This window comes from Thermodesulfobacteriota bacterium, assembly GCA_040756475.1.
Classification (GTDB): Bacteria; Desulfobacterota; Deferrisomatia; order Deferrisomatales; family JACRMM01; genus JBFLZB01.
This window is the reverse complement of record JBFLZB010000053.1, coordinates 1-25,357: the sequence shown is the minus strand read 5'-3', so window position 1 is coordinate 25,357 and position 25,357 is coordinate 1. Positions and strand designations below refer to the sequence as shown.

Sequence of the window (25,357 nt, the reverse complement as noted above, 5' to 3'; positions counted from 1 at the left end):
CGTGGACTTCGGCGTCCGGCTGGACGGCTACTGCTCGGACGAGACCGTGACCCTGCCCGTGGGCCCCGTCGACAACGTGGACGAGCGCGCCCGAGGGGTGTACGAGATCGTCTACCAGGCCCAGCGAGCGGCCCTGGAGGCTCTGCGCCCGGGAGTGCCCCTGGCCGACGTGGACCGGGCCGCCCGCGACGTCATCCGGGCCGCGGGCTACGGCGACCACTTCGGCCACGGCACGGGCCACGGCGTGGGGCTCGCCGTGCACGAAGCCCCCACGGTGAGCTCCCGGTCCGACGAGGTGGCGCAGGAGGGAGCCGTCGTCACGGTGGAGCCCGGGATCTACCTGCCCGGCGAGTTCGGCGTGCGCCTGGAGGACACCGTGCGGGTGACCGCCCAAGGCTTCGCGCGCATCACCTCGGTGCCCAAGCAGTTCGGGGTCGCGCGAGAATGGCTGCAGGAACTGGCCGACGGCCGCCGGGGCTCCCCCGGACCCGTCTGACGAGTCCGACCCGTCCGACCTTTCGGACCCACCGCTTCAGGAGGCGTCATGGAGTTTCCCCAGGACCTTCGCTACCACGCCGAGCACACCTGGGCTCGGATCGAGGGGGGTGAGGCCGTGGTCGGCATCACCGACCACGCGCAAAAAGAGCTCGGCGACCTCGTGTACGTGGAGTTGCCCGCAAAGGGAACCCGGGTGGTGCTCGGGGAGGTGTTCGGCACGGTGGAGTCCGCCAAGTCCGTGTCGGAGCTCTACAGTCCGGTCACGGGCGAGGTGCTCGAAGTCAACGCCGCGCTTCCGGACTCGCCCGAGTGGGTCAACGACGATCCCTACGGGGCGGGTTGGATGATCCGGGTACGGCTGGGGGCGGACTTCGACGCTTCCCGCCTCCTGGACGCCGCAGCCTATGCGCGCCAGGTGGGCGCGGAGTAAGGGAATTTCCATGGCCATCGACCGGGACAAGATCGCCCGAAACGCCCTGCGCTTCATCCAGAAGGGGCAGTTCCAGCGGGCCATCGAAGAGTACAAGAAGGTGCTCGCGGCCGACTCCCGCGACATCCGCACCCGCCTGAAGCTCATCGACCTCTACGGCCGGGCCGGCAAGAAGCGCGAGGCCGTCGACGAGTGTCTCGTGGTGGCCGAGGCGTATGCCGACCAGGGCTTCTACCTGAAGGCCATTGCCGTCTACAAGCAGGCCCTGCGCGCCGACCCGGAGAGCCCCGTGCTCTGGCGCAACATGGGCGAGATGTACCTCAAGCAGGGGCTCATGGGGGATGCCCTGGCCGCCTTCAAGCGTGGCGTCGATTCCCTGCGCAAGCTCGACCGGGCCCCCGAGGCGGAGCAGCTCCTGGTACGCATGGAGGAGATGGCCCCGGAGAACGCGGCCATCAAGGTCCACCTGGCGGAGCTGTACCTGGAGGAGGGCAAGTACGACGCCTTCGCGGCCGAGCTCTCCAAGCTCGTCCTGCAGCTTCGGGGGGAAGGGCGCTCCCGAAAGCTCCTCCAGACCGTGGAGGGCTTCTACGAGAAGTCCGGCCGGCACCCCTCGGTGCTGCGCTGTCTGGCCGAGCTCTACGTGGACCTGGGAGAGGAGGTCAAGGCGCTCCAGGTGGTGGGCGAAGGGCTGGAGCGCGACCCGTCCGATCGGGAGTTGCGGCTCCTGGCGCTGCGGTCCCACCTGGTGCTGGGACAGCTTGCCGAGGCGCGGCGCCTGGCGCTGGGGCTCTACGACGAGGACCCCGACGACCTGTTCATCCTGGAGCAGCTCGCGGCCATCGCCCAGGCCCGGGGCGACCGGACGGAGCTTGCCCAGGCGTACAAGGCCGTGGCCAAAGTGTATGGGCGCCGGGGCATTCACCAGAAGGAAGAGGCCTACTTCCGCAAGGTGCTCGAAATCGACTCCCACGACGCCGAAGCGCGGCTGGCGGTGGGAGACCTGGTGGTGGAGTCCGAACCCGAAGGCCTCTTGATCGCGGGCTTCGACGAGCCCTGGGAGGCCGCGCCGGCGGTGGCGGCGGCCCCGGCGGGGCGGGACAGCCTGCACGAAGGCCTCGTGGAGGCCGAGCTGTACCTCAAGTACGGCATCGAGCACAAGGCGGCCGAGAAGCTCCGGGAGCTCACGGCGCTCGCCCCCGACGACATCGAGATCCGGCAGAAACTGCGGGATCTGTACCTGCGCCAGGGAGACCGGCAGGGCTGGGTGGGCGAGCAGCTCCACATTGCCGAGCTCTTCTTGAAAGCCAAGAGGGAGACCGAGGCCCTGCGGGCCTACCAGTCCATCCTCGAGATCGACCCGGACAATGCCGACGCCCGAAGCGCCATCGGCTACCTCAAGCCCGACGCCGTGCTCCCCCGCAGGGACACGGTGGAGATCGACGTGGGGGGCGCGCTGCCCTCCTTCGCAGAGCAGCCCGGGGGCCCCCGGCTGGTCTACGGGGGAGATGCCTCCGCGGATTCCGAGGAAGAGGTGCTGCGCCAGGGGCTTGCGGAAGCCGACTTCTTCGAGGTGCAGGAGCGGCCCCAGGAGGCCCTGCAGGTGCTCGTGCGCCTGCGCCAGAGGTTCCCGGCGTCGCCCCACCTGGCGACCCGCCTGGAGCGCCTGGGGTGGAAGGGGCCGCAAGCAGGCGGGGAGGAGGACGGGTTCATCGACCTCCAGACCGAGGTGCTGGAGGGCATGGATCTGCGCCTCGGGAGCACGTTCGAGGGGTTTGGGGACTTCGAGGTCTCGGAGCTCGACGACATCGTCCGGGAGTTCAAGTCGGGGATCGCCGAGCGCCTGGACGACTCGGATTACGAGACCCACTACAACCTGGGGGTGGCCTACCGCGAGATGGGACTCATGGACGAGGCGGCCCAGGAGTTCCAGATGGCGGCCCGATCCCCGGACAAGGCCCGCGATGCGTATACCTCTCTCTCCATGGTGTTTCGCGACCAGGGGCGCCGCTCCGATGCCCTGGCCGCGCTGCGCATGGCCCTGGCGGCCCCCACCAATACGCCGGAGGACCGGGCGGCCATCCTCTACGAGATGGGGAGCACCTGCGAAGAGGAGGGAGACTGGGACCGGGCGCTCCAGTCCTTCGAGAAGACGGCGGAGCTCGATCCTTCCCACCGGGACGTGCGCAGCCGGATCCAGAAACTGCGCACCCGGGTCGGCGGGTAGCACGTGTACCGCGTCCTGGGCCTCACCCGCGACCCCTTCGGCCCCCCGTGCGAAGAGGAGCTCTACTGGGAGGACGCCGGCCGGGCGGCGCTTCGGGAGCAGGCGGAGGAGTTGCTCCGGGCGGGGCAGGGGGTCTGGCTGCGGGGGACTGCCGGCTCCGGCCGCCGCACCCTGCTGTCGCGCGTGGGAGAGGCCCTGGCGCTCGAAGGGCGCGCGGTGGCGTGGTGCGCCGACACGGTGCCGTGCGCCCCCGGAGCTTCGGACGACCTCCTCACCCATATCGGCACGGTAACCGGAGCCGGGATCGGCGGGGGAGACGCCCTGTCGGCCGTGTCGGCAGCTGGCGGCGTATATTCCCGACTCGTGGATGGGTTCTGCCGCGGGGGCCCCGTGATCGTCTTCCTTTGCGCGGATGCCCTGGGGGCCGAAGGGGAGGCCGAGCTCGAGATTCTTGGGGAGCTTCGGCTCGTGGGGCGTCCCCTGGCGGCCCTGGGCCTTTGGGGAGAAGGCGCGGCGCCGTGGCAGGGCTTGACCGAGCTCGAGATGCCCGCCCTTTCCCCCGCAGACGTCCGCCGCGTGCTCGTCCATCGCGCCGCGGCGTGCGGGCGGCCCGACCTGCTCTCTTCCGAGGCCCTGGACCGCCTTTCGGCAGACCCCGCCAAGGGCCTGGGCCACGCCCTGGCCCTGGCCCGGGTGGAACTGGCGCGCCAGGTCTTTGGCGGCGGTTTCACGGGAATCGATCCCGGAATGACCGGAGCAGAAACCACCCCTCCCACGCACGTGCTCGACCCCTCGGCGCTCAACGAGGTGGAACGGCTCCTCGACGCCCTCGGCTCACCCCACGCGCCTTGAAACGCTTTGACTCCCCCCGGACCGGGTGCTAGCATCGGCGGTCCGGCGGAGTTCCGGGGGCCCCTTTGCCGCGCCCCGGCCGGGTCCTGCCCCGCCCTCCCTCGAGACGCCCCCGCGTTGACACCACGCCGCCCACGCGGCCATCGGAGCCATCCCCATGCTTTCTATGATCCTGAAGAAGATCTTCGGCACCAAGAACGAGCGCGACCTCAAGCGGCTGCGGCCGCTGGTAGAGCGCATCAACGCCGTCGAAGAATCCTACCGCGCACTTTCGGACGCCGATCTCAAGGGCCTCACCCCTGCGTTTCGCGAGCGGCTGGCCCGGGGCGAGCCCCTGGACGACCTGCTGCCCGAAGCCTTCGCGGCCGTGCGGGAGGCCGCCCGGCGCACCCTGGGAATGCGCCACTTCGACGTGCAGCTCGTGGGCGGCGCGGTGCTCCATGCCGGCAAGATCGCCGAGATGAAGACCGGCGAGGGCAAGACCCTGGTGGCCACCCTGCCCGTGTACCTCAACGCCCTTACCGGGCGGGGGGTCCACGTGGTGACGGTGAACGACTACCTCGCCCGGCGCGACTCGGAGTGGATGGGAGAGGTCTACCGGTTCCTGGGCATGAGCGTGGGGGTCATCGTCCACGGGCTCGACGACGCGCAGCGGCGGGCGGCCTATGGGGCCGACATCACTTACGGCACCAACAACGAGTTCGGGTTCGACTACCTGCGCGACAACATGAAGTTCCGGCTCGAAGACTACGTCCAGCGTGAGTTCCACTACGCCATCGTCGACGAGGTGGACTCCATCCTGGTGGACGAGGCCCGCACCCCGCTCATCATCTCGGGGCCCTCGGAGCAGTCCACCGACAAGTACTACGTGGTGGACCGCATCATCCCCCACCTGCGCCGGGCGACCGGCGAGAAGGGGGAAGACGGCGACTACAACGTGGACGAAAAGGCCAAGACGGTCATCCTCACCGAGCAGGGCGTGGCCAAGGTGGAGCGCCTGCTCGGTGTTGAGAACCTCTACGACCCGCGGCAGATCGAGATGCTCCACCACGTCAACCAGGCCCTGCGCGCCCACGTGATGTACAAGCGCGACGTGGAGTACGTGGTCAAGGACGGCAAGGTGACCATCGTGGACGAGTTCACGGGCCGCCTCATGCCCGGCCGCCGCTGGAGCGACGGGCTCCACCAGGCCGTGGAGGCCAAGGAGGGGGTGCGCATCGAGAGCGAGAACCAGACGCTGGCCACCGTCACCTTCCAGAACTTCTTCCGGATGTACGAAAAGCTCGCCGGCATGACCGGCACCGCCGACACGGAGGCGGTGGAGTTCAAGCAGATCTACAACCTCGACGTCATGGTCATCCCCACCAACCAGGCCATGATCCGCGTGGACCACGGCGACGTGGTCTACCGCACGGCAACCGAGAAGTTCGACGCGGTGGTGGCCGAGATCGAGGAGCTCCACAAGAAGAACCAGCCGATCCTCGTGGGCACCATCTCCATCGAGAACTCCGAGAAGGTCTCCCGGATGCTCAAGCGCCGGGGGGTGCCCCACCACGTCCTCAACGCCAAGTACCACGAGCGGGAGGCCGAGATCGTGGCCCAGGCGGGCCGCAAGGGATCGGTGACGATCTCCACCAACATGGCAGGCCGCGGCACCGACATCATGCTCGGGGGCAACCCGGTCTTCCTCGCCAAGGCCGAGGCGGACCCGGAAGCCAACCCCGACGGGTACCAGGCGGCGCTGGCGAAGTACCGCGAGGTCTGCGCCCGGGAAAAGCAGGAGGTGCTCGCCGCAGGAGGGCTCCACATCCTGGGCACCGAGCGCCACGAGAGCCGGCGCATCGACAACCAGCTGCGGGGCCGGTCCGGCCGCCAGGGGGACCCCGGCTCCTCCCGGTTCTACCTGAGCCTCGAAGATGACCTGATGCGGATCTTCGGGTCCGAGCGCATCGCGGGGCTCCTGACGAAGCTCGGTCTCCAGGAGGGAGAGGACATCCAGCACCCGTGGATCTCCAAGGCCATCGAGAATGCCCAGAAGAAGGTAGAGGCCCACAACTTCGACATCCGCAAGCACCTGCTCGAGTACGACGACGTCATGAACAAGCAGCGCGAGGCCATCTACACCTGGCGCCGCGAGGTTCTGGGGTCCGAAGACCTCTCCGGGCAGATCCGGCAGATGGCCGAGGCCGTGGCCGCCGACATCGCCGACGGGCGGTGCCCCCCGGCCGAGCCCCCCGACAAGTGGGACGTGCAGGGGATGCGGGAGATGCTCTTCAAGCAGTTCCACGTGCAGCTCCTGGAGAGCGACGAGGAGCTCCAGGGCCTCAAGGAGAAGCTCGCAGACCGGGTGGTGGCGGCGGTGCTCCACCGCCTGGACGAGAAGGTCGCCGAGTTCGGGCCCGAGATGGCGGCCCGGCTCCAGAAGTACCTGCTCCTCCAGGCCATCGACACCCACTGGAAGGACCACTTGCTGGGCATGGACCACCTGAAGGAGGGGATCGGGCTTCGGGGCTACGCCCAGGAAAAGCCGATCGTGGTCTACAAGAAGGAAGGCTTCGAGATGTTCATGGCCATGCGAAGCCGGGTGGAGGAGGACGTGCTGGAGAAGCTCTTCCTCATCCAGATCGTCAAGGAGGAGAAGGTCCGCGAGATCGAGCAGCCGAGCAAGCAGACCCGGCTCGTGCTCTCCCACGGTTCCCGCCCCGAAGCCCCCGAGCCCGTGCGGAAGAAGGGCCCCGACGTGGGCCGCAACGACCCCTGCCCCTGCGGGAGCGGGAAGAAGTACAAGAAGTGCCACGGGGCGAGCGCCCAGGCAGGTGCCGCGTGATTCCCCGGGGGTTTCGCTTCGCCGCCGCCGAGGCCGCCGTGAAGAAGCCCGGCCGCCTCGACCTGGGGCTGCTCCTGAGCGAGAGCGAGGCCGCGGTGGCCGGGGTCTTCACCCGCAACCGGGTCACGGCGGCGCCGGTGGTGCTCTGCCGGGAGCGGCTGGCCCGGGGCACGGCCCGGGCCGTGCTCGTCAACTCGGGCAACGCCAACGCGTGCACGGGGCCCCAGGGCCTCGCCGACGCCGCGCGTCTCACCGCGGCCCTCGCGGCCGAGCTCGGGATCGCGCCCGAGGCGGTCTTCCCCTGCTCCACCGGGGTCATCGGGATGCCGCTCCCGGTGGATCGGATGGAGGACGCGCTCCCCGCGCTCGTGGCCGCCCTGGGGGACGATCCGGGGCCCTTTGCCCGGTCCATGATGACCACCGACAGCTTCCCCAAGGTCTCCTCCCGGGCGATCTCCGTGCGGGGCCGGGAGCTTCGGGTGCTGGGCATCGCCAAGGGCGCGGGGATGATCCGCCCCGATGTGGCCACCATGCTCGCCTTCCTCGCCACCGACGCCCCGGTGGGCACCGCGGCCCTCCAGCGGGCCCTGTCCGAAGCGGCGGAGGAGACCTTCAACCGCATCACCGTGGACGGGGACACCTCCACCAACGACACGGTGCTCGCCCTGGCGAGCGGAGCCGCCGGGGGCACGCCCCTGGAGGAAGAGCCCGCGGCGCTGGCCGGCCTGGCCCAGATGCTCCAAGAGGTGTGCCGCGAGCTCTCCCGCATGATGGTGCGCGACGGGGAGGGGGCCACCAAGGTGGTGGACGTGCGGGTGCGGGGCGCGGCCACGGCCGAGGCGGCGCTCGCCATCGCCCGCACCGTGGCCGAGAGCCCGCTGGTGAAGACCGCCCTTCACGGGGAAGACCCCAACTGGGGCCGCATCGCGGCGGCCCTGGGCCGCTCCAACGCTTACGGAGGTGGTCCCTTCGCCATCGCCGTCGGCGGCGTGCCCGTGGTGGCGGACGGCCTGGGTCTCGGCCCGGAAGCCGAGGCCCGCGCCCACGAGCAGATGAAGGGCAGGGAGTACGAGATCCGGCTCGACCTGAAGGAGGGCCCCGGCGAAGCCACCGTCACCACCTGCGACCTCACCGCCGAGTACGTGAAGATCAACGCAGACTATAGGACGTAGCGCGTTGCACGTTGCACGTTGCGCGTTGGGGAGCGAGCGCCACGTTCTTTCACGAGCAACCGACAACCCGCAACGCGCAACCCGCAACGAGCAACCGGCAACCCGCAACCCACGACGAGCAAGCCTTCATGGACGAAAACGTCTTTTCCTTCTTCAAGCGCCTCGCCGACAGTCCGAGTCCCTCCGGGTACGAGCAGCCGGCCCAGCGGGTGTGGCGCGAGTACGTGGCGCCCCACGTGGACGAGGTGCGCACCGACGTGATGGGCAACACCTGGGGCGTCCTCCGGGGGCCCGAGCGGCCCCGGGTGATGCTGGCGGGGCACGTGGACGAGATCGGGCTCATGGTCCAGTACGTGGACGACCAGGGGTTCCTCTACTTCGCCCCCATCGGCGGGGTCGACGCCCACCTCCTGCCCGGCCAGCGGGTGCGGGTTCACGGGCGAAACGGTACGGTCCTGGGGGTCATCGGGCGAAAGCCCATCCACCTCCTGGAACAGGACGAGCGCACCAAGGTGGTGAAGCTCAAGGACCTGGCGGTGGACATCGGCGCCAAGGACCGGGCCGAAGCCGAGGCGCACGTGGCCGTGGGCGACCCCATGACCTTCGCCGTGGAGATGGAGCGCCTGGGGGGGAACGACCGGGTCTGCGCCCGGGGCCTGGACGACAAGATGGGGTCGTTCGTGGTGGCCGAGACCCTGCGGCGGCTCTCGGCACGCCGCGCGAAGCTCCAATGCTCGGTCTTCGGGGTCTCCACCGTCCAGGAGGAGGTGGGCCTGCGGGGCGGACGCACGAGCGCCTACGGGATCGATCCCGACGTGGGCATCTGCGTCGAGGTCACCTTCGCCACCGACCACCCGGGAGTCGACAAGAAGGCCATCGGAGACGTGCAGGTCGGGAAGGGCCCGGTGCTCTCCCGGGGCCCCAACATCAACCCCAAGGTCTTCGAGCTCCTCCAGGAGAGCGCCCGGGAGGCGGGCATCGCCCTCCAGTACGAGGCCGCCCCGCGGGCCACCGGCACCGACGCCAACGTCATGCAGCTCAGCCGCAGCGGCGTGGCCACGGCCCTGGTGGAGATCCCGCTCCGCTACATGCACACCCCCGCCGAGGTCCTGAGCCTTGCCGACGTGGATGCCGCCGCCGACCTCCTGGTTGCCTTCCTCCTCAAGGTCGGTCCCGGGGCGGATTGGATACCGCAGTGACGGGTGACGGGGGGCCGCAACGTGCAACGAGCAACGTGCAACCCCCAACGAGCAACCCCTTGATCCAGGAACATGGCATCGTGATCGAGTCCCGGTTGGGCCGGGCGCTGGTGCAGATGACCCGCTCCGGGGCCTGCGAGTCCTGCGGAGGGGCGGGGGCCTGCGGGTGCTCCGGGGGCGGCCGCGAGGTTCGGGTGTGGGCAGAGGATCCCCTGGGGGTTGCCCCGGGGGACCGGGTGATGGTGGCCGTACCGGAGGGGACCGTGCTCAAGGCGGGGCTGTTCGTGTACCTCGTCCCGGCAGCGGCGCTGCTGGCGGGGGCGGTCGCCGGCAACGCCCTGGCGCCCTCCCTGGGTCTCTCGCGGGACATGGGGGCCGCGGCCCTGGGGCTAATGGCCATGGGCGCGGCGCTCGTGGCTTCGCGTTTCCTCGGGGGTGGCCCGTCCGCATCCACGGGCCCGCGCATCACCGGCAGAGAGGGGAGCTGACGTGGTGGGGAAGAGGCCCGAGGGCATCCACGTGGCGTGCAGCAACAAGAAGGCCCGCCGCGACTACCACATCGAGGAGACCCTCGAGGCGGGGATCGTCCTTCGCGGGGCCGAGGTGAAGAGCCTGCGCGACGGCAAGGCCAACCTTACCGACGCCTACGCCTGGGAGGAGAAGGGCGAGGTTTGGCTTTCGGGCCTGCACATCTCCCCCTACTCCCACACCCGTATGGAGGAGCAGGACCCCACCCGGGACCGAAAACTCCTCCTCCATTCCCGGGAGATCGGCAAGCTCGCCGTGAAGATCCAACAGCGGGGCTACACCCTCGTCCCTCTCAAGATCTACTTCAAGCGGGGCTACGCCAAGGTGGAGCTCGGGCTCGGGCGGGGGAAGAAGCTCTACGACAAGCGGGAAGACATCAAGAAGGCCGACGCCCGGCGCGAGATGGATCGGGCCATCAAGTCGCGCTGACCGCGCTCCCTCCGGCTTCCTTCACCGCGACCGGCGGTCGCGCCAATTCCCTCGGGCTCGGTTGCGGCAAATGCCGCACTCGGCGGGCGCCGCCCCCTCTCTTGCGCCAAAATCGTGGCTCCCTGGCGGTGGCATGGGAGTTGCTTTCGAATGGGGGCGTGCCAAGCCTCGCCCTGCGAGGCCTCTTCCCCCAGCCCCCGGTCCCCCGGGGGCTCTTTTTTCGTTGTGCCCGCGCGCTGCCTCCCGGAGGGCTGCCCCCCGGTTGACCCTGGGTCGGCCTCCGTGCTATCCACCGGGTACCGTGAGCGCCACCCCTTCTCCTCTCCTCCCCGTCCTCTCCCATGCCGGCCCTCAGCCGTCTGGCGAACGCCCCTGCGAGGCTCCGCCCCAGCGGATGAGCTTCTTCCCGGCGCCCCCGGTGCCTCTAGGATTGGCAGTCTCGACGACGCAGCCCCACCCGTGCCCGTACCTGGCGGGCCGCGCGGCGGTGAGCCGGGGGTTTGGGTGCGGCGACGCACCGGGGTGGGCGTACCAGGAGCTGATGGACGCGGGGTTTCGACGCTCGGGCCGGGTCTTCTACCAGATGGCGTGTCCGGGCTGCCGGGCTTGCGTGCCGATCCGTGTCCCGGTGGGGACCTTCCGTCCGAGCAAGAGCCAGCGCCGGGTCTTGCGCCGCAACCGCGACCTGGTGCTCTCTCTGGGGCGGCCCCGCCTCACGGCCGAGAAAGCCGACCTCTACGCCCGCTACCTGGCCGCCCGCCACGATCGCCAGATGGCGGGAGACGTGCCGGATCTGGAGGACTTCCTGTACCGCACCCCCACCCAGACGGTGGAGGTGTGCCTGCGGAGCCCGGAAGGGCGTCTGACCGGGGTGGGGATCTGCGACCGCACCCCCCTGGCCCTGAGCAGTGTGTACTTCTACTTCGACCCGGATCTTCCCCGGCGCAGCCTGGGGGTATTCGGGAGCCTTGTGGAGCTTCGGGCCGCGCGGGTTCTGGGCCTGCGCTACTACTACCTCGGCTACTGGGTGCGGGGCTGCTCCAAGATGGAGTACAAGGAGGCCTTTCGCCCGTGCGAGCTCCTGGGCACCGACGGCCTGTGGCGGCCTTTCGGGGAGGCGTTGCGGGTTCCGCGCCCTCACTCCTCCCGGTAGCCGAGCACCACGAGTACGCAGCTCCCGTCGGCGATGACGTTGATCCCCGCCGCTTCGCAGCGGGCAACCGCAGCCGGGCTCTCGGCGCCGGGCTGCATCCACACGTTGCCAATGCCCCGGGCGATCGCGTCCTCCACCACCTGCTCGGTGACGGCGGGGGGCGTGACCACCGAGAGGCCCTGGACCTCGTCGGGCAGGTCTGCTACGCGGGCCACGCACGGCAGTCCCTCGATGGCGCTCTCCTTCGGGTGCACCGGGAACACCCGGCGACCCTTCTGCAGGTAGCAGCGCAGGACCTTGTTGCCGAACTTGGAGCGGTCGGCGGAGGCGCCGGCCACGGCGAAGGCCGGGGCTGCCAGGAACTGCTGGATGCGTTCGTCGGGGGTCATGGCCTGTGATCCTCCTGGGTGCGAAGGGGGGAGGGTCCGGCGGGTGGCCCCTCAGCCCGAGTGGCCGTTTTCGCAGCCGGGGGCGGTGGGCGGGGTCCCGCCCGATGCCGTTTGGGGCCGGGGCGCAGGAAGCCCGAAGAAGTCCCCGGCGTTGCGGAAGAGAAGCTTTTCGAGCCGGGCATCGGAAAGCCCCAGGGCGCGGACTTGGCGCAGTTCCCGATCCCAGGCGTAGGGCAGATTGCAGAAATCGCTGCCGTAGAAGACCCGATCTGCCGAGCCGGGGGCCGGGTCAGCCGGGAGGGCCTCAGGCATTCTTGTCCGTGCGCAGCACTGCCACGAACGCGTCCTGGGGGATCTCCACCGACCCGAACATGCGCATCTTCTTCTTCCCCTCCTTCTGCTTCTCCAGGAGCTTTCGCTTTCTCGTGATGTCGCCGCCGTAGCACTTGGCGGTCACGTCCTTGCGCACCGCCTGGATGTTGGTGCGGGCGATGATCGAGCCGCCGATGGCGCCCTGGATGGGGATCTTGAACTGGTGGCGCGGGATCATCTCGGCGAGCTTCTCGCAGTAGTGGAGCGCCCGCGCCCGGGCCTTGTCGCGGTGCACCAGGTAGGAGAGGGCGTCGACCTTCTCGGCGTTGACCAGGATGTCGACCTTGACGATGTCGCTCGGCCGATACTCCAGCTCCTCCCAGTCGTAGGAGCCGTATCCCCGGGTCACGGTCTTCAAACGGTCGTGGAAGTCGAAGAGCACCTCGGCGAGAGGCATCTCGCTCACGATCTCGACCCGCCCCACGGCGAGGTAGTTCACTGTGATGTTTGCCGCCCGGTACTCGCGGCAAAGGTCCATCACGGTGCCCATGTACTTCTCGGGGCACAGAAGGGTGGCGCGGATGAACGGCTCCTCCACCGAGCGGATCTTCACGGGGTCGGGCCAGTAGGTGGGGTTGTCCACCTCCACGAGCTTCCCGTCGGTCAGGGTGACCTTGAAGAGCACCGAGGGCGCGGAGAGGATGAGCGACATCCCGAACTCCCGGGAGAGCCGCTCCTGGACCACGTCCAGGTGCAGGAGCCCGAGGAAGCCGCACCGGAACCCGTAGCCCAGGGCCGCCGAAGAGTCCTTCTGGTACACGAGGGCCGCGTCGTTCAGGGAGAACTTCTCCAGGGCGCGCGTCAGGTCCTCGTACTCGTCGGTGGAGACGGGGTACATGGAGGAAAAGACCACCGGCTTCGCGGGCCGGTAGCCGGGGATCGGCTCGGCGCTCGGCCGGTCGGCGTCGGTGATGGTGTCGCCGATCTCCACGTCGCGGATCGTCTTGATGCCCGCGATCACGTATCCCACCGACCCCGCCGCGAGCTCGCTTCCCTTCATGCGGCCCAGGCGCAGCAGGCCCACCTCCTCCACCTCGTGCTCCTTTTCGGTGTGCATGAACCGGATGCGCTGGCCCGGCCGCAAGACGCCGTCGCGGACGCGGCACAGGAGGATGGCGCCCCGGTAGGGATCGTAGAAGGCGTCGAAGATCAGTGCCTGGAGGGGTGCCTCCGGGTCTCCCTGGGGGGGCGGCAGGTGGGCCACGATCCCCTCGAGGACCTCGTCGATGCCGATGCCCTTCTTGGCCGAGATGGGGATCGCCTCGAAGGGGTCGAGTCCCAGGTCCGCGTCGATCTCCTCACGGGCGCCCTCCACGTTGGCAGCGGGGAGGTCGATCTTGTTGATCACGGGCAGGAGCTTGAGGTCGTACTCCAGGGCCAGATAGAGGTTCGCCACGGTCTGGGCCTCCACCCCCTGGGTGGCGTCCACCACCAGCAGCGCCCCCTCACAGGCCATGAGGGAGCGGCGCACCTCGTGGGAGAAGTCCACGTGGCCGGGGGTGTCGATGAGGTTCAGGACGTACTCCCGCCCGTCCCGCGCCCGGTAGTTCAGGGTGATGGAGTTCGACTTGATCGTGATGCCGCGCTCCCGCTCGATGTCCATCGAGTCGAGGAGCTGGTCGTGGAACTCCCGGTCGGCCACCGCCCCGCACGCCTGGATGAGCCGATCGGCGAGCGTCGACTTGCCGTGGTCGATGTGGGCGATGATGCAAAAGTTGCGGATGTTCTCCATGCCCTCTGATCCGTCTGGGTCGGTTCGTGCACAAGGCGCGAAGTGTACCCCGAGTCCCCGTCTGGAGAGAAGCTTCGGAGCAAGTCTCGACACCGGGGTTTCGCCGGCACGGCCCCGTGGTTCTCACCGGAGACCTTTGGCGGCGGCCCTTGCGCGGAATCGGAAGCACGAAGGGCCCGGGTCGGTGGACCCGGGCCCTTCGTCTACCGGTGAGTCGGCTCGGTTGGATCAGTGCATGCGGGCGGGTGCCGTGCGCTTTTCGCGGATTCCCTCCACCGCGCCCTTGGCGGCCCCGATGGCCATCAGGATGGCGGGCACCACCTGGGCGGCGACGATGAGGGCGCAGAAGCCGAGGAAGGCCCACACGAAGATCCCGCTGGTGTCCTGACGGGTGCCGGTGGCGGCAAGGGCGGTGGCGGCGGGGGCCACGGTGGCGATGGCGGTCAGGTAGAGGGTTCTGGCGGTGGTCTTCATGGCTTTCTCCTTCCGTTTCCCCCCGGGGCAGGGTGTGCGGTGTGGGGTGGGTTGCTCGTCTCGCCCTCTGACAAGAGCAGGATGCGTGCCAAAAGTGAAAGAAAGCGCGACCACGAGCAAAGAATCTCAGGAAAGCTGATTGGACGCCAAGAAATCGCGCCCCCCGAGGGGAAGCCTGGGGCAACGCGGGGCACGGCGGGAGCCCTGGTGTATAGTTTCACAATATGGCCCGGGGGCTGCGGAAGGGGTCCGAACGAGGAACGTGGCGGGAGAAACCGCGAGGGGGCGAGGAGAACCGCCGCTCAGGCGTGAGGTGGGCGAACTATACCGAGTTTCGTGCTCGGGAATCTGGAGCCTCTTCAGCCAGCCGGCTCGGTGAGCTCCCGCAGGGTGGGAAGGTCGCGGGCGGTGGTGAGGTGCAGATGGGGAGGAGCGGCGCGGGGGCCGACGAGCACGGTGGCCATGCCCAGGGCGCGGCCGGTGTCGAGGTTCTCCACCAGGTCGTCCACGAGGCAGCAGGCGCCGGCCTCGGCGCCCAGGGCGGCCAGAAGAAGGCGGTAGCCCTGGGGTCGGGGCTTGGGGACGTAGCCCATGAAGGCGATGTCGAAGACGGCCTCCACGGCCTCCTCGACGCCCAGCAGGCCCAGCACGGCCCGGGCGTGGGCCTCGGAGCCGTTGGTGAAGATGACCTTGCGGCCGGGCACCGCCCCCAGGGCCTCGGCCAAGGCCGGGTCGGGGGCGAGGTAGTCGGCCAGGGGCACGTCGTGTACGTAGGCGAGGTAGTCTTGGGCGTCCACGCCGTGGTGGGCCAGGAGCCCCCCCAGGGTGACCCCGTACTCGGCCCGGTAGCGCCGGCGCAACTCGGGGCGCGCCTCCGGGGGGATCCCCAGGCGCACCGCCATGTAGGCGTCGATGCGCCGGTCCACCTCGTCGAAGAGGCCCGTGGCGGCCGGGTAGAGGGTGTTGTCGAGGTCGAGGATCCAGGTGCGGGTCATGGGTGCACGGTCACGGGAAGGAGAAGCTCTTGAACCGCCCCCGTCTTCCTACCGCCCTTCCCGTTTGTCCCGCAGGGCCCGCCAGACCTTCTCGTAGGACAGGGGCAGGCTGTTCACCCGCACGCCCATGGCGTCGAAGATGGCGTTGGAGAAGCAGCCCATGGTGGGGTTGGTGGCGCCCTCGCCGATCTCCTTGACGCCCCAGGGGCCGGCGGGCTCGTGGGAGTCGACGACCTCGGAATGGACCCGGGGCATGTCGAGTGCCGTGGGAATGCGGTAGTTTGCGAGGTCGGGGTTCTTGATGGCCCCGTTCTCGTCGAAGACCACCTGCTCCCACACCGTCTCTCCCATTCCCATGGCAAGCGCCCCGTGGACCTGGCCGTGGAGGAGGCGGGGGTTGATGACGGTGCCGCAGTCGTGGACGTCCCACACGTCGAGAACGGTGATCTCGCCCGTCTCCTCGTCGATCTGCACCTCGGCGGCCTGCACGCCGAAGCTGTAGGCGGGGCTCGTGCCCACGGGGGCTCCCTTGAAGGTGCCGCCGAGCTTCGGGGGCTTGTAAGAGCCCTTGCCCACCAGCGGCCCGTGTAGCACGAAGTGCCGGCGTGCGGCCTCCTCGAAGGTCGCGGTCTTCTCGGGGTGGGAGCGGGAGAAGACCACCCCGTCTGCGCAGTCCAGGTCGTCGGCGGGCACCCCCAGCATCCCCGAGGCCGCCTCCAGGACCTGGCGCCGAACCTCCTCGCCTGCCTGCTTCGCCGCCGCCCCGGTCATGAGGGTCTGGCGGCTGGAGTAGGCCCCCAGGTCCATGGGGCAGGTCTCGGTGTCGGCGGCGACGATGCGCATCTGCTCGTACCGGTACCCCATGGCCTCGGCCGCCATCTGGCACAGCACCGTGTCGGAGCCCTGGCCGATGTCGGGCGCGCCGGTGTAGAGGGTGGCGGAGGTGCCGTCCTGGTTCACCTTGAGGACTACGGCCGAGTGGGGGAGATCGGTGCGGTAGATGGGGTAGCCCGCCCCGGAGACGAAGCTCCCGGTGGCGACCCCGATGCCCCGGCCCCGGGGGAGCTTGCCCTTCTTGGCGTCCCAGCCCGAGATCTCCCGGGTCCGCTCCAGGCAGCGTTTGAGCTCGCAGGAGTTGATCCCGAAGTCGTTGGGGGTCACGGTGTTGGGCCGCCGGGCGTTGACCAGGCGGATGTCCATGGGGTCGAGCCCCAGGTCCGCGGCCACGTTGTCCAGGTGACTCTCGAAGGCGTACTTGGGCTGGGGTGCCCCGTGCCCCCGCTGGGCCCCGCAGGCGGGCAGGTTCGTGTAGACCCGGTAGAGGTCGAACTTGTAGTGGTCGAACTCGTAGGTGAGCGGCAGGAGCGCCCCGGCATAGTAGGCCGTGGCGATCCCCAGGCTCGTGTAGGCGCCCCCGTCCATGAGGAAGTTCGCGTGGGCGCCGAGGATCTTTCCCTCCTTCGTCACCCCGGTGGTGATCTCCATGTACTGGGCGTGGCGGCCCCGGTTGTGGGCGAACATCTCTGCCCGGTCGTAGAACATGCGCACCGGCCGGCCGGTGATCCGCGCCAGCGCCGCCCCGGCGAACTCCAGTCCCGTGGGCTCGAGCTTTCCCCCGAACCCGCCCCCCAGGTAGGGCTTGATGACGCGTACGTCGCCCATGGGCAGGCCGAACTCCCGGGCGATGTAGTACTGGAAGTAGTGGGGCGACTGGGTGCTGGAGTAGACGGTGAGCTTGCCGCCCTCCCACATGGAGATGGCCGAGTGGGGCTCGATGGGGGCCTGGTAGGTGCGCTGGCCCAGGAAGGCGTCGGTGCGCACGTGGTGGGCCTGGGCGAAGGCCGCCTCGATGTCGCCGAAGCTCTGGTGGATCTCGGTGTTGATGTTGCGCGCGTACTCGTCGTGTACCTGGGGGGCGTCCTCGTCCATGGCCCGGCGAAAGTCGAGCACCGCCGGCAGGGGCTCGTACTCCACCCGGATGAGCCGAAGGGCCCGGTAACAGGTCTCCTCGTCCACGCACGCCACCGCCGCGACCTTGTCTCCCACGAACCGCACCTTGTCGATGCAGAAGATGTTTTCGTCCCACCGGGCGGGGCTGATGCCGTACTTGAGGGAGGGCACGTCCCGGTGGGTGACGACGGCCTTCACCCCCGGCAGGCGCTCGGCCTCGGAGGTGTCGATGGCCAGGATGCGGGCGTGGGCGTGGGGGCTGGTGAGGATCTTGCCGTGGAGCATGTTGGGGAACTTCAAATCCCCCGTGTACTTCGCCGCCCCGGTCACCTTCTCCCGCCCGTCGATGCGGGGAACGCTTCGGCCGATTACGGTGTGTCTAGGAGTCATGGTGTTTGGTCCGTTGTCCGTGGTCCGTGGTCAGTTGGAGTTTCGGACCGATCGGTCGGATCGGTCGGATCGGACCGATTGCCCTTTTCACTCGTCACTCGTCACCCGTCACCCCTTTAGCCCTTCATCCACTCCACTCCGGGCTCGTCCTCGGGGGAGACGCGCCCCTCTGCCACCGCCTTCACGGCCTCCACGATGTGGACGTAGCCGGTGCAGCGGCACAGGTTGCCGCCGATGGCCTCCCGGATCTCGGGCTCGGTGGGGCAAGGGTTGCGGGTGAGGAGGGCCTTGGCCGAGAGGATCATGCCGGGGGTGCAGTAGCCGCACTGGACCGCCCCGTGGTTGACGAAGCTCTCCTGGAGGGCGTCGAGCCGGCCGTTGGCTGCCACGCCCTCGATGGTCGTGACCTCGCGGCCGTCGGCCTCCACGGCCAGTACCATGCACGAATCCACGGGCTTGCCGTCGAGGAGCACCGTGCAGGAGCCGCAGTCGCCGAGCTCGCAGCCCTTCTTGGTGCCGGTGAGGTCGAACTCGTCCCGGAGGAGGTTCGTCAGGGTGGTGTTGGCCTTCACCACCGCGGTGCGGTCGTCGCCGTTCACCCGCAGGGTGACGAGGTAGCGCTTGACGCCGGATCTGTCTTGGAGAGCTTGCATGGAATTTGGTCCGTTGTCCGTGGTCCGTTGTCAGTTGGAGATTCGGACCGATCGGTCCGATCCGACGGATCCGGCCGATCCGGCCGATCCTCGTCACTCTTCACCCTTCACTCTTCCGTGCCCCTCGTCCACCGCCTTGCGAAGCGCCCGCTTGGTGAGCACCCGGGCCAGGTTGCGGCGGTACTCGGCGGAGCCGCGGATGCTGTCTCTCGGGCGGCTGTCGGCTTCGGCGCGCAGGCCGGCCTCCTCCAGCACTTCCGGGGTGGCGGGCTTGCCCCGCAGGTACTCCTCGGCAGCGGGGGAGCGGATGACCGTGGGGGCGCAGGAGGCCAGCGCCACCCGGGCCTGGCGGATCACGCCGCCCTCCACCTGCACCGCCGCCGCCGCCCCCGCCACCGCGAGCGCCCCTGAGCGGCGCAAGCCGAACTTGAGGTAGCAGCTCCCCGTGAAGGGGCCGTCGGGGATGACGACCTCGGTGAGGATCTCCCCGGGGGCGATGGCGGTCTCGGCCGCGCCGTGAAAGAACTCCTCCAGGGGCAGGGTGCGCTCCCCCCCCGCGTGCACGAGCCGGATCGTGGCCCCCAGGGCGATGAGGATCGGGGGGAGGTCCGCGGAGGGCACCCCGTTGACGATGTTTCCCCCCACGGTCCCGAGATTTCGAATCTGGAGCGACGCCATGCGGTGGGCCGCCTCGGAGACCGAGGGATAGCGCGCATGGAGCACCGGGGAATCCACCACGTCGCTCTGGGTCGCGAGCGCCCCGATCACCACCCCCCGCCCCTCCTGGTACCGGATGTCCCGCAGGGCATCGAGGCGCTTCAAGGATACCAGGGCCTTGGGGGCGAGCTTTCCCACCTTCATCTTGTGCAGGAGGTCGGTACCCCCGGCGAGCACTTTCATCTCGGAGCCGAGGGAGGCCAGCAGGGCACAGGCCCCCCCCAGGGTGTCGGGGGCGTGGTAGTCGAAGTCGGGAAGATACATGCGAAGGGCTCCCAAGGGGGGACATGGGGATGCCAGCTCCCGAGGCGGCAAGTCCGGTGGGTCCGCTTCGCTCGACCCACCCTGCGGCGCTGCCCTGCGGCGGCGGCCCGGGGCGAAACCGGGAGCGGCAGGCGGGCCTGCCGCTCCCGGGCATACTACCAGAAATGGGGCAGAACAGAGGCCGAAAGTCGGACTCAGAACGCCCAGACCACGTTGAGCCAGGTGGCCTGCCCCTCGGGGAGGTTCTTGGCGCCGAACTCCCAGTGGTGCTTCAAGACCGCGCTGAACCGCCCCTGGTCGGGCCAGTACTTCACGGTGGGGCCGAGGGCGTGGACCTGGCCCCGGTCGCCCTTGATCGTCGGCCCTCCGCCGTCGGCCTCGAATTCGTCCTTGGTGGTCTGCCAGTACGAGTAGCCCGACAGGCCGTACCGCAAGCCCTCCTTGTGCGCGTAGCTCACGGCCCAGTCGAAGTGGAACTCCTGGCCGGGCTCGAGCTCCCCCTTGCCGACACCGATCAGGTTGTAGTCGTCGTTCTTCGTGTTGAAGTCGTACATGAGCTTGGCGGAGAAGTCGAAGCCGCTGTGCAGGTAGCTGACCGCCACCACGGGCTCGAAGGTCCAGTGGTTCTTGTTGAGGATCTGGGAGGCCGGGTCGTCGCTCTTGTAGTTCCCCGAGGGGACCCAGACATCCACGGTGGCGACCATGTGGAAGTTGGGGCTGAAGTGCCACCCGAGGATGAAGGGGTTCACGATGATGTCCCCGAGGCCCGACTGGCGGTGGTCGATGCCCAGGGCCGGGGCGCGCACGTCGGCCCAGTAGAGTGGGAAGAACGCCTGCATGCCCCACGAGGCACCGAGAATCGTGTAGGGGCTCACCCAGATGAAACGAGGGACCACCACGGTAACGTCCGCCTCGAAGTCGAGACCGGTGTTTCTGCCCTTGTCGTCCATGAGCCGGTCCTTCTGGATCAGCCCGAAGTAGTTCTTGAGGTACGTCCCCGGGGGGGGCAGGGCTCCGACCACGAAGTCCTCCACGCCGTTGGGGTAGTGCTGGCCCGCCAGGGGCAGGTTGGCCCAGGAGGGGGTACCGAGGGCCAGGAGCAGGAGGGCCAGGGGCAGGACCCGGCCCCAGGGGGGCAACCTTCGAGCAGCTCGCGACATGCCGTACTCCTTTCCTCTCATGGGTGGCGGGTGGGGGGTGGGGACACGCGTCAGAGACCCTCGCCGCTCTGCACGCGCACCAGGTCTTCGAACTGGATCTGGAGGGCCCGCAGGGTTCCCCGAAGCCGCATGGTGTTGCGCTCCACCGCCGGCACCTGCGCGCCCGCGGCGTGCAGCTCGTCCAGGTCCTGAGCCAAGGCCTCCAGTGCCTTGGCGATCCGGGCCGCCGCGCTCTCCTGTGACACCGTTACGCCTCCTTTCTCCGGTCATGGAACCGCTTCGCCTTCAGCGCGTAGCGCGGGAGGCTGCCGAGTTCCACCGGCACGAGCTCGAAGTTGAGCTGGGTCTTCACCCGAAGGGCGCTGCCCAGCCGCGTCAGGAGCTCTTCGCGCTGCCCCTGGGAGGCGGCCGGCGGCATCTCCACCTTGAGCCGGATGTGGTCGAGGTCGCCGCGCTTCTCCACCTCGATCTCGAACTCGCCTTCGAGCTCCGGGAAGGACCGCACCGCCTCCTCCGCGGCGATGGGGGAGAAGAGCACTCCCTTGACCTTGGTGATGTGGTCCACGCGGCCGTGGACTCCCTGATCCAGGATCCGCCAGGTGCGCCCGCAGCCGCAGGTCCGGTCGGCCCACATGGAGACGTCCTTGGTGTCGAAGCGCACGCAGGGCTGGGCCTGCCGGTCGAAGGAGGTGATGACGATGCGCCCGGGCACCCCGGGCCGGGTGACCTCGGTGTCGGAGTCGAGCTCCAGGAGCTCCACCAGGAACATGGCCTCGTTGACGTGGAGCCCCGCGGGCCGGTGGCGGCACTCGAAGGACCACGCCCCCACCTCGGTGGCCCCCACGTGGTCGCACACAGGGCAGCCCCAGGCCTCCTCCATGCGCCGCTTGGTGCTGGGGACCAGCGCCCCCGGCTCCCCGGCGCAGAGGATCTTTTGGATGCCCCACTCCCGCGGGTCGGCGCCGAGCTCCTTGCGGGCGCTCTCGGCCATGCCGAGGACGTAGGTGGGGGTGGCCATGAAGGCGGTGGTGCGAAGCTCCTTCATCTTCATCAGACGTTCCCGGGTACCCAGGATCCCCCCCGGCACCACCTCGCAGCCGATCTTCTCCGCCGCGTAGTGGCCCGCCCAGTAGGCCACGAAGATGTTGTAGCCGAAGGGGATGAACACCCGGTCCGAGGGCCGAAATCCCTGGGCCCACAGGATGGTGGCCCAGCACTCGCTCCACCACTCCCAGTCCGCCCAGGTATCGGGCTGGTAGACCGGGGTCCCGGTCGTCCCGCTGGTCTGGCGAAACTCCGTGACCTCCTCCAGGGGCACGCACAGGGTATCCCCATAGGGGAAGGGGTCGATCCCCTGGCACCGGTAGTCGTCCTTCGCACTCAGGGGCACCCGCGCCACGTCCTCCCAGGTGCGGATGTCCTCGGGCCGGATCCCCGCCGCCTCGTACTTGCGGCGGTAGAGGCGGCTCTTCTCGTACACCCAAGAAACCACCCGGCGAAATTTGCGCAGCTGGAGGGCCCGGGTCGCCTCCGGGTCCAGGGTCTCCAGCATCGGGTTCCAGTATTCGCGCGCGTCGAGCTGCATCGGGCCTCCTCGTGCTCCCGTTCGGCCGGGGCGGCTCGCGCACCGGCGAGCCCCCGGGGTCATCCATGTCTCCGAATCCCAGCAACAACGAATCCCAGCAACAACCGTGCCTCAGGGGCGGCCCCCCTCGAGACCCACGGAACGCGGCTCCGCGGCGCTTTTCGCCGGTGCTCAGGAGGTCCCCGCCCCGGTCTGTTGGGTCCTCCGTCGCCGCTGCCCGCCCGATACGTCACACCTGACGCATCGTTTCTTCCCGGCGCCACGCCTTGTGCGGCGGGGCGGGCCGCAAAATGCGACACTGCTGCCGCATCGTTGTCTGTCCTTGGCGCATTGCTGGAACGCTGTTTTGCGAAAATAGCCTTCCGGCATGCCTTGGCACGCGGCTTGCGAAGGACTCTTTGCGGGTGCGCAGGGACCCGTCTCCTCCGGAAGCGCGTCCTGTGGTTCCACGATTACAAACAGGTTTTGTGCCGTACGGTAGGCCTTTCCCCGTACCGCGCCACACCCGAGCAAGGGAGGACCTCCATGTCGCTTCTCTTCACCCAGGACTGGGACGTGATTCGCGGACAGGAAGATGCCTACGCGCAGTTCGTCACCCGTTCCTTCATCCCCGAGTGCGACCGGCTGGGTCTGCAATCGGTGGGAGGGTACTACGTGGCGGTGGGGATCGGCCCCAAGGTGATCTCCGTCAAGAGCGCCCCGTCCTTGTCCGCTCTCACCGCCGCCATGTCCGACCCGCGCTTCGGGGCCTTGAAGCGCGCCCTCAGGGACTATGTCGTCAACTACTCCAGCAAAATCCTGGAGCCGGCCCTCCTCCGGGGGAAAGGCGACTACGCCATCCAGAAGGGCGTGTGGAAGTACAACCTGTATTACGACGTCGCCCCGGAGCGGCGGGAGGAGTACGAGGGCTTCCTGCGCTCCGAGTACCTGCCTGCCCTGGAGGCCCTGGACTACGTGGAGGTCACCCAGGGTTGGAACGTCCTCATCGGGGGCTTCAGCGAGGCCATCCTCGAGCTCACCTTCCGGGATTCCGTCGACATCGGCCGCCTGCTCGGCAACCCCTCCTTCCGGGAGGTGACCTACACCCTGTGCCGCGACTACGTCCGCAACTACAAGAGCCGCATCCTGCGCACCACCGAGCGGTTCGACGAGCCGCGCTGGTTTCGCCTGTAGGCCGAGACCTGGACCCCCGTTTCGCAACCCGACGCGAGGAGGCACCCCATGAGCACCAAGTTCCTCGATCCCCACGACGTCCCGACGATCCCCGGAACCGAGGGCTGGGAACGGATGTACCCGTACCACTACCAGTTCACCACGGACGACCCGGCGCGGGCCGAGTTCGAGAGCAGTCAGCTCTGGTTCTACGACGGGCTCCACTACCCCGAGCCCCACTACCCCTTCGACCTGATCTGGGACGAGGCGTGGTTCCTGGCCCTTTCCCAGAACAACACCCGCACCTTCCTCGTGCCGCCGGCGCTCGGCATCGACCACCGCATCGTCAACGGCCATGTGTACATCACCCCCGTGGGGGTCCCCGATCCCGAGGAGGTGGGCCGCCGGGTGCCCACGTTCCTCAAGCGCGCGGGGTACTACTACGAGAACTGGGACCGGCTCTACGAGGACTGGAAGGTGAAGGTCGTGAAGCTCCTGGGCGAGCTCGACGAGGTGAGCTTCCGTCCGCTCCCCGAAGTGGAGGACGAGAGCATCGTCTTCGAGAACAAGGGGATCGGCAGCGGCTACCACCTGCTGACCCAGTACGACGACCTCATCCACAAGGGGCTCATGATCTGGCAGTACCACTTCGAGTTCCTCAACCTCGGCTATGCCGCCTACGTGACCTTCATCAACACGGCCAACCAGATCTTCCCCGACATCCCCATCTCCACCCTCACGAAGATGGTGTCGGGCATCGACGTGGTGATGTACAAGCCCGACTCGGAGCTCATCCGGCTGGCGAAGCTCGCCATCGAGACCCGGGTGGACGGCGTGCTCCTCCAGCAGCACGACGCCGCGGCCGCCATGGCCGAGCTCGCCAAGACCAACGAGGGCAAGTACTGGCTCGACGAGCTGGAGAAGGCCCGCTACCCCTGGTTCTACATCTCCACGGGCACCGGCTGGTACCACCACCACAAGTCCTGGAACGACGACCTCAACATCCCGTTTGCGTCGATCCGCATGCACATCGACGCCCTCAAGGCGGGCAAGCCCGTGGGGCGGCCCACGCAGAAGCTCATCGAGGAGCGCGAGCGCCTCATCCAGGAGTACCGAGACCTCATCTCCTCCGACGAAGACCGGCAGGCCTTCGACCAGGGGCTCGCGGTGTCCCAGCGGGTCTTCCCCTACGTGGAGGATCACCTCTTCTACGTGGAGCACTGGTTCCACAGCATCTTCTGGAACAAGGTGCGCCAGGTGGCCGACATCCTGGTGGGGGCGGGGTTCCTGAAGGACCGGGAGGACATCTGGTACCTCAAGCGGGGCGAGATCCGCGACGCCCTCTGGGACCACGTGACGAGCTGGGCCACGGGCACCCGGGCCCGGGGCCCCTCCTACTGGCCCAAGGAGATCGAGTGGCGCCGGGGCGTGATGAAGAAGTTCCAGGAGTGGACGCCTCCGCCGGCGCTGGGCACGCCCCCCGACACCGTCACCGAGCCCTTCAGCATCGTGCTCTGGGGCGTAACCACCAACGTGCTCAAGAACTGGCTCAAGGGGGTGGAGGCCGCTACCGGCGCTTCGGGCGAAGAGCTCGCGGGCTCCCCGGGTTCCTCGGGCATCGTGGAGGGCCGGGCGCGGGTGATCCGCGACGTGAAGGACCTGGCGCTCTTGCAGGAGGGCGAGATCCTGGTGGCCACCACCACCTCGCCGAGCTGGGCGCCCGCCTTCACCAAGATCGCCGGCTGCGTCACCGACGTGGGCGGCGCCATGTGCCACGCCGCCATCGTGTGCCGTGAGTACGGCCTGCCTACGGTGGTGGGCACGGGCCGGGGCACCTCGGTCATCAAAAACGGCGATCTGATCCGCATCGACGGGGACCAGGGCTCCGTGACCATCGTGGAGCGCGCGGCCTGAGCCGGCACTGCACGCATCCCGGACCCGGAGGACACCGTGTGCACGCAACCAGACCAAGGAACCGCCATGGCTGACGCTGATCGGCAGACGAGGATCTCCTTCTGGTACGAAGAGCTCGTTGGGGGCGATTTCCCCCTGGTGGGGAAGAAGAACGCCAACCTCGGCGAGATGATGAAGGCGGGGATCCGGGTGAGCCCGGGCTTTGCCCTGACGCTGCACGCCAACGAGCTCTTCCTGGAGGAGACCGGGATCAAGGAAGAGCTCGGCGCGTACCTCGCCACCCTGGGGGAGGTGA

At 68.8% G+C, this 25,357-nt stretch carries 24 protein-coding genes; 13 read left to right on the top strand and 11 right to left on the bottom strand.

The annotated features are described in order from the left end of the window. The 10 genes from AB1578_09840 to AB1578_09795 form a co-directional block, all read left to right on the top strand. Positions 1-496: M24 family metallopeptidase (locus AB1578_09840; protein MEW6488199.1), on the top strand; the 496-nt coding region annotated here is incomplete at its 5' end. 48 nt (positions 497-544) lie between these two features. Further along, positions 545-928: a glycine cleavage system protein GcvH gene (gene gcvH / locus AB1578_09835; protein MEW6488198.1), complete on the top strand. Its 384-nt coding sequence runs from the start codon at positions 545-547 to the stop codon at positions 926-928. 10 nt (positions 929-938) lie between these two features. Beyond that, entirely contained in the window at positions 939-3,155 is a 2,217-nt protein-coding gene (locus tag AB1578_09830; protein ID MEW6488197.1) for a tetratricopeptide repeat protein, read from the top strand. Positions 3,156-3,158: 3 nt separating this feature from the next. Further along, the gene (locus tag AB1578_09825; GenBank protein ID MEW6488196.1) at positions 3,159-4,007 is read left to right on the top strand and encodes a hypothetical protein; all 849 of its coding nucleotides are present in this window, start codon (positions 3,159-3,161) and stop codon (positions 4,005-4,007) included. A 157-nt stretch (positions 4,008-4,164) separates the two neighbouring features. Then, a complete protein-coding gene (gene secA, locus AB1578_09820; protein MEW6488195.1) occupies positions 4,165-6,834 on the top strand; it encodes a preprotein translocase subunit SecA in 2,670 nt (889 codons plus the stop codon). Beyond that, positions 6,831-8,006, top strand: coding sequence for a bifunctional glutamate N-acetyltransferase/amino-acid acetyltransferase ArgJ (argJ, locus tag AB1578_09815; protein MEW6488194.1), 1,176 nt, complete (start codon positions 6,831-6,833; stop codon positions 8,004-8,006). The genes secA and argJ overlap by 4 nt, the downstream gene beginning before the upstream one ends. 128 nt (positions 8,007-8,134) lie before the next feature. Further along, positions 8,135-9,205 (top strand): M42 family metallopeptidase, encoded by a 1,071-nt coding sequence (locus AB1578_09810; protein MEW6488193.1) that lies wholly within the window; start codon positions 8,135-8,137, stop codon positions 9,203-9,205. A 59-nt stretch (positions 9,206-9,264) separates the two neighbouring features. Continuing rightward, entirely contained in the window at positions 9,265-9,693 is a 429-nt protein-coding gene (locus AB1578_09805) for a SoxR reducing system RseC family protein (protein ID MEW6488192.1), read from the top strand. Positions 9,694-9,697: 4 nt separating this feature from the next. After that, positions 9,698-10,162 carry an SsrA-binding protein SmpB gene (smpB, locus tag AB1578_09800; GenBank protein ID MEW6488191.1) on the top strand — a complete coding sequence of 155 codons (465 nt, stop codon included), beginning with the start codon at positions 9,698-9,700 and terminating at the stop codon, positions 10,160-10,162. A gap of 394 nt (positions 10,163-10,556) precedes the next feature. Further along, positions 10,557-11,315, top strand: coding sequence for an arginyltransferase (locus AB1578_09795; GenBank protein MEW6488190.1), 759 nt, complete (start codon positions 10,557-10,559; stop codon positions 11,313-11,315). Here AB1578_09795 and AB1578_09790 read toward each other — a convergent pair. From AB1578_09790 to AB1578_09740, 11 genes are all read right to left on the bottom strand, one after another. Further along, the gene (locus tag AB1578_09790; protein MEW6488189.1) at positions 11,300-11,704 is read right to left on the bottom strand and encodes a CoA-binding protein; all 405 of its coding nucleotides are present in this window, start codon (positions 11,702-11,704) and stop codon (positions 11,300-11,302) included. The two genes, AB1578_09795 and AB1578_09790, sit on opposite strands and share 16 nt — an antisense overlap. Before the next feature lie 51 nt (positions 11,705-11,755). Continuing rightward, a complete protein-coding gene (locus AB1578_09785; protein ID MEW6488188.1) occupies positions 11,756-12,016 on the bottom strand; it encodes a hypothetical protein in 261 nt (86 codons plus the stop codon). Further along, entirely contained in the window at positions 12,009-13,808 is a 1,800-nt protein-coding gene (gene lepA, locus AB1578_09780; GenBank protein MEW6488187.1) for a translation elongation factor 4, read from the bottom strand. The genes AB1578_09785 and lepA overlap by 8 nt, the downstream gene beginning before the upstream one ends. 228 nt (positions 13,809-14,036) lie before the next feature. Further along, entirely contained in the window at positions 14,037-14,282 is a 246-nt protein-coding gene (locus AB1578_09775; GenBank protein ID MEW6488186.1) for a hypothetical protein, read from the bottom strand. A 359-nt stretch (positions 14,283-14,641) separates the two neighbouring features. Continuing rightward, positions 14,642-15,277: a pyrimidine 5'-nucleotidase gene (locus AB1578_09770; protein ID MEW6488185.1), complete on the bottom strand. Its 636-nt coding sequence runs from the start codon at positions 15,275-15,277 to the stop codon at positions 14,642-14,644. 48 nt (positions 15,278-15,325) lie between these two features. Next, on the bottom strand, positions 15,326-17,617 hold the full coding sequence (gene hcrA / locus AB1578_09765; protein MEW6488184.1) for a 4-hydroxybenzoyl-CoA reductase subunit alpha: 2,292 nt from the start codon (positions 17,615-17,617) through the stop codon (positions 15,326-15,328). A gap of 116 nt (positions 17,618-17,733) precedes the next feature. Then, on the bottom strand, positions 17,734-18,270 hold the full coding sequence (locus tag AB1578_09760) for a (2Fe-2S)-binding protein (protein ID MEW6488183.1): 537 nt from the start codon (positions 18,268-18,270) through the stop codon (positions 17,734-17,736). A gap of 93 nt (positions 18,271-18,363) precedes the next feature. Then, positions 18,364-19,251, bottom strand: a complete 888-nt coding sequence (locus AB1578_09755; GenBank protein MEW6488182.1) for a xanthine dehydrogenase family protein subunit M — start codon at positions 19,249-19,251, stop codon at positions 18,364-18,366. A gap of 194 nt (positions 19,252-19,445) precedes the next feature. After that, the gene (locus AB1578_09750; GenBank protein MEW6488181.1) at positions 19,446-20,411 is read right to left on the bottom strand and encodes a transporter; all 966 of its coding nucleotides are present in this window, start codon (positions 20,409-20,411) and stop codon (positions 19,446-19,448) included. 50 nt (positions 20,412-20,461) lie between these two features. Beyond that, positions 20,462-20,656 (bottom strand): hypothetical protein, encoded by a 195-nt coding sequence (locus tag AB1578_09745; GenBank protein MEW6488180.1) that lies wholly within the window; start codon positions 20,654-20,656, stop codon positions 20,462-20,464. 2 nt (positions 20,657-20,658) lie between these two features. Beyond that, positions 20,659-21,996, bottom strand: a complete 1,338-nt coding sequence (locus tag AB1578_09740; protein MEW6488179.1) for an AMP-binding protein — start codon at positions 21,994-21,996, stop codon at positions 20,659-20,661. 525 nt (positions 21,997-22,521) lie between these two features. Between AB1578_09740 and AB1578_09735 the strand changes: the two genes are divergently transcribed. The 3 genes from AB1578_09735 to AB1578_09725 all read left to right on the top strand — a co-directional run. Next, complete coding sequence (locus tag AB1578_09735) at positions 22,522-23,169, top strand: hypothetical protein (GenBank protein ID MEW6488178.1); 648 nt, start codon at positions 22,522-22,524, stop codon at positions 23,167-23,169. A gap of 48 nt (positions 23,170-23,217) precedes the next feature. Next, complete coding sequence (locus AB1578_09730) at positions 23,218-25,062, top strand: PEP-utilizing enzyme (protein MEW6488177.1); 1,845 nt, start codon at positions 23,218-23,220, stop codon at positions 25,060-25,062. 66 nt (positions 25,063-25,128) lie between these two features. Beyond that, positions 25,129-25,357 (top strand): PEP/pyruvate-binding domain-containing protein (locus tag AB1578_09725; protein MEW6488176.1); only part of this gene is annotated, 229 nt, incomplete at its 3' end.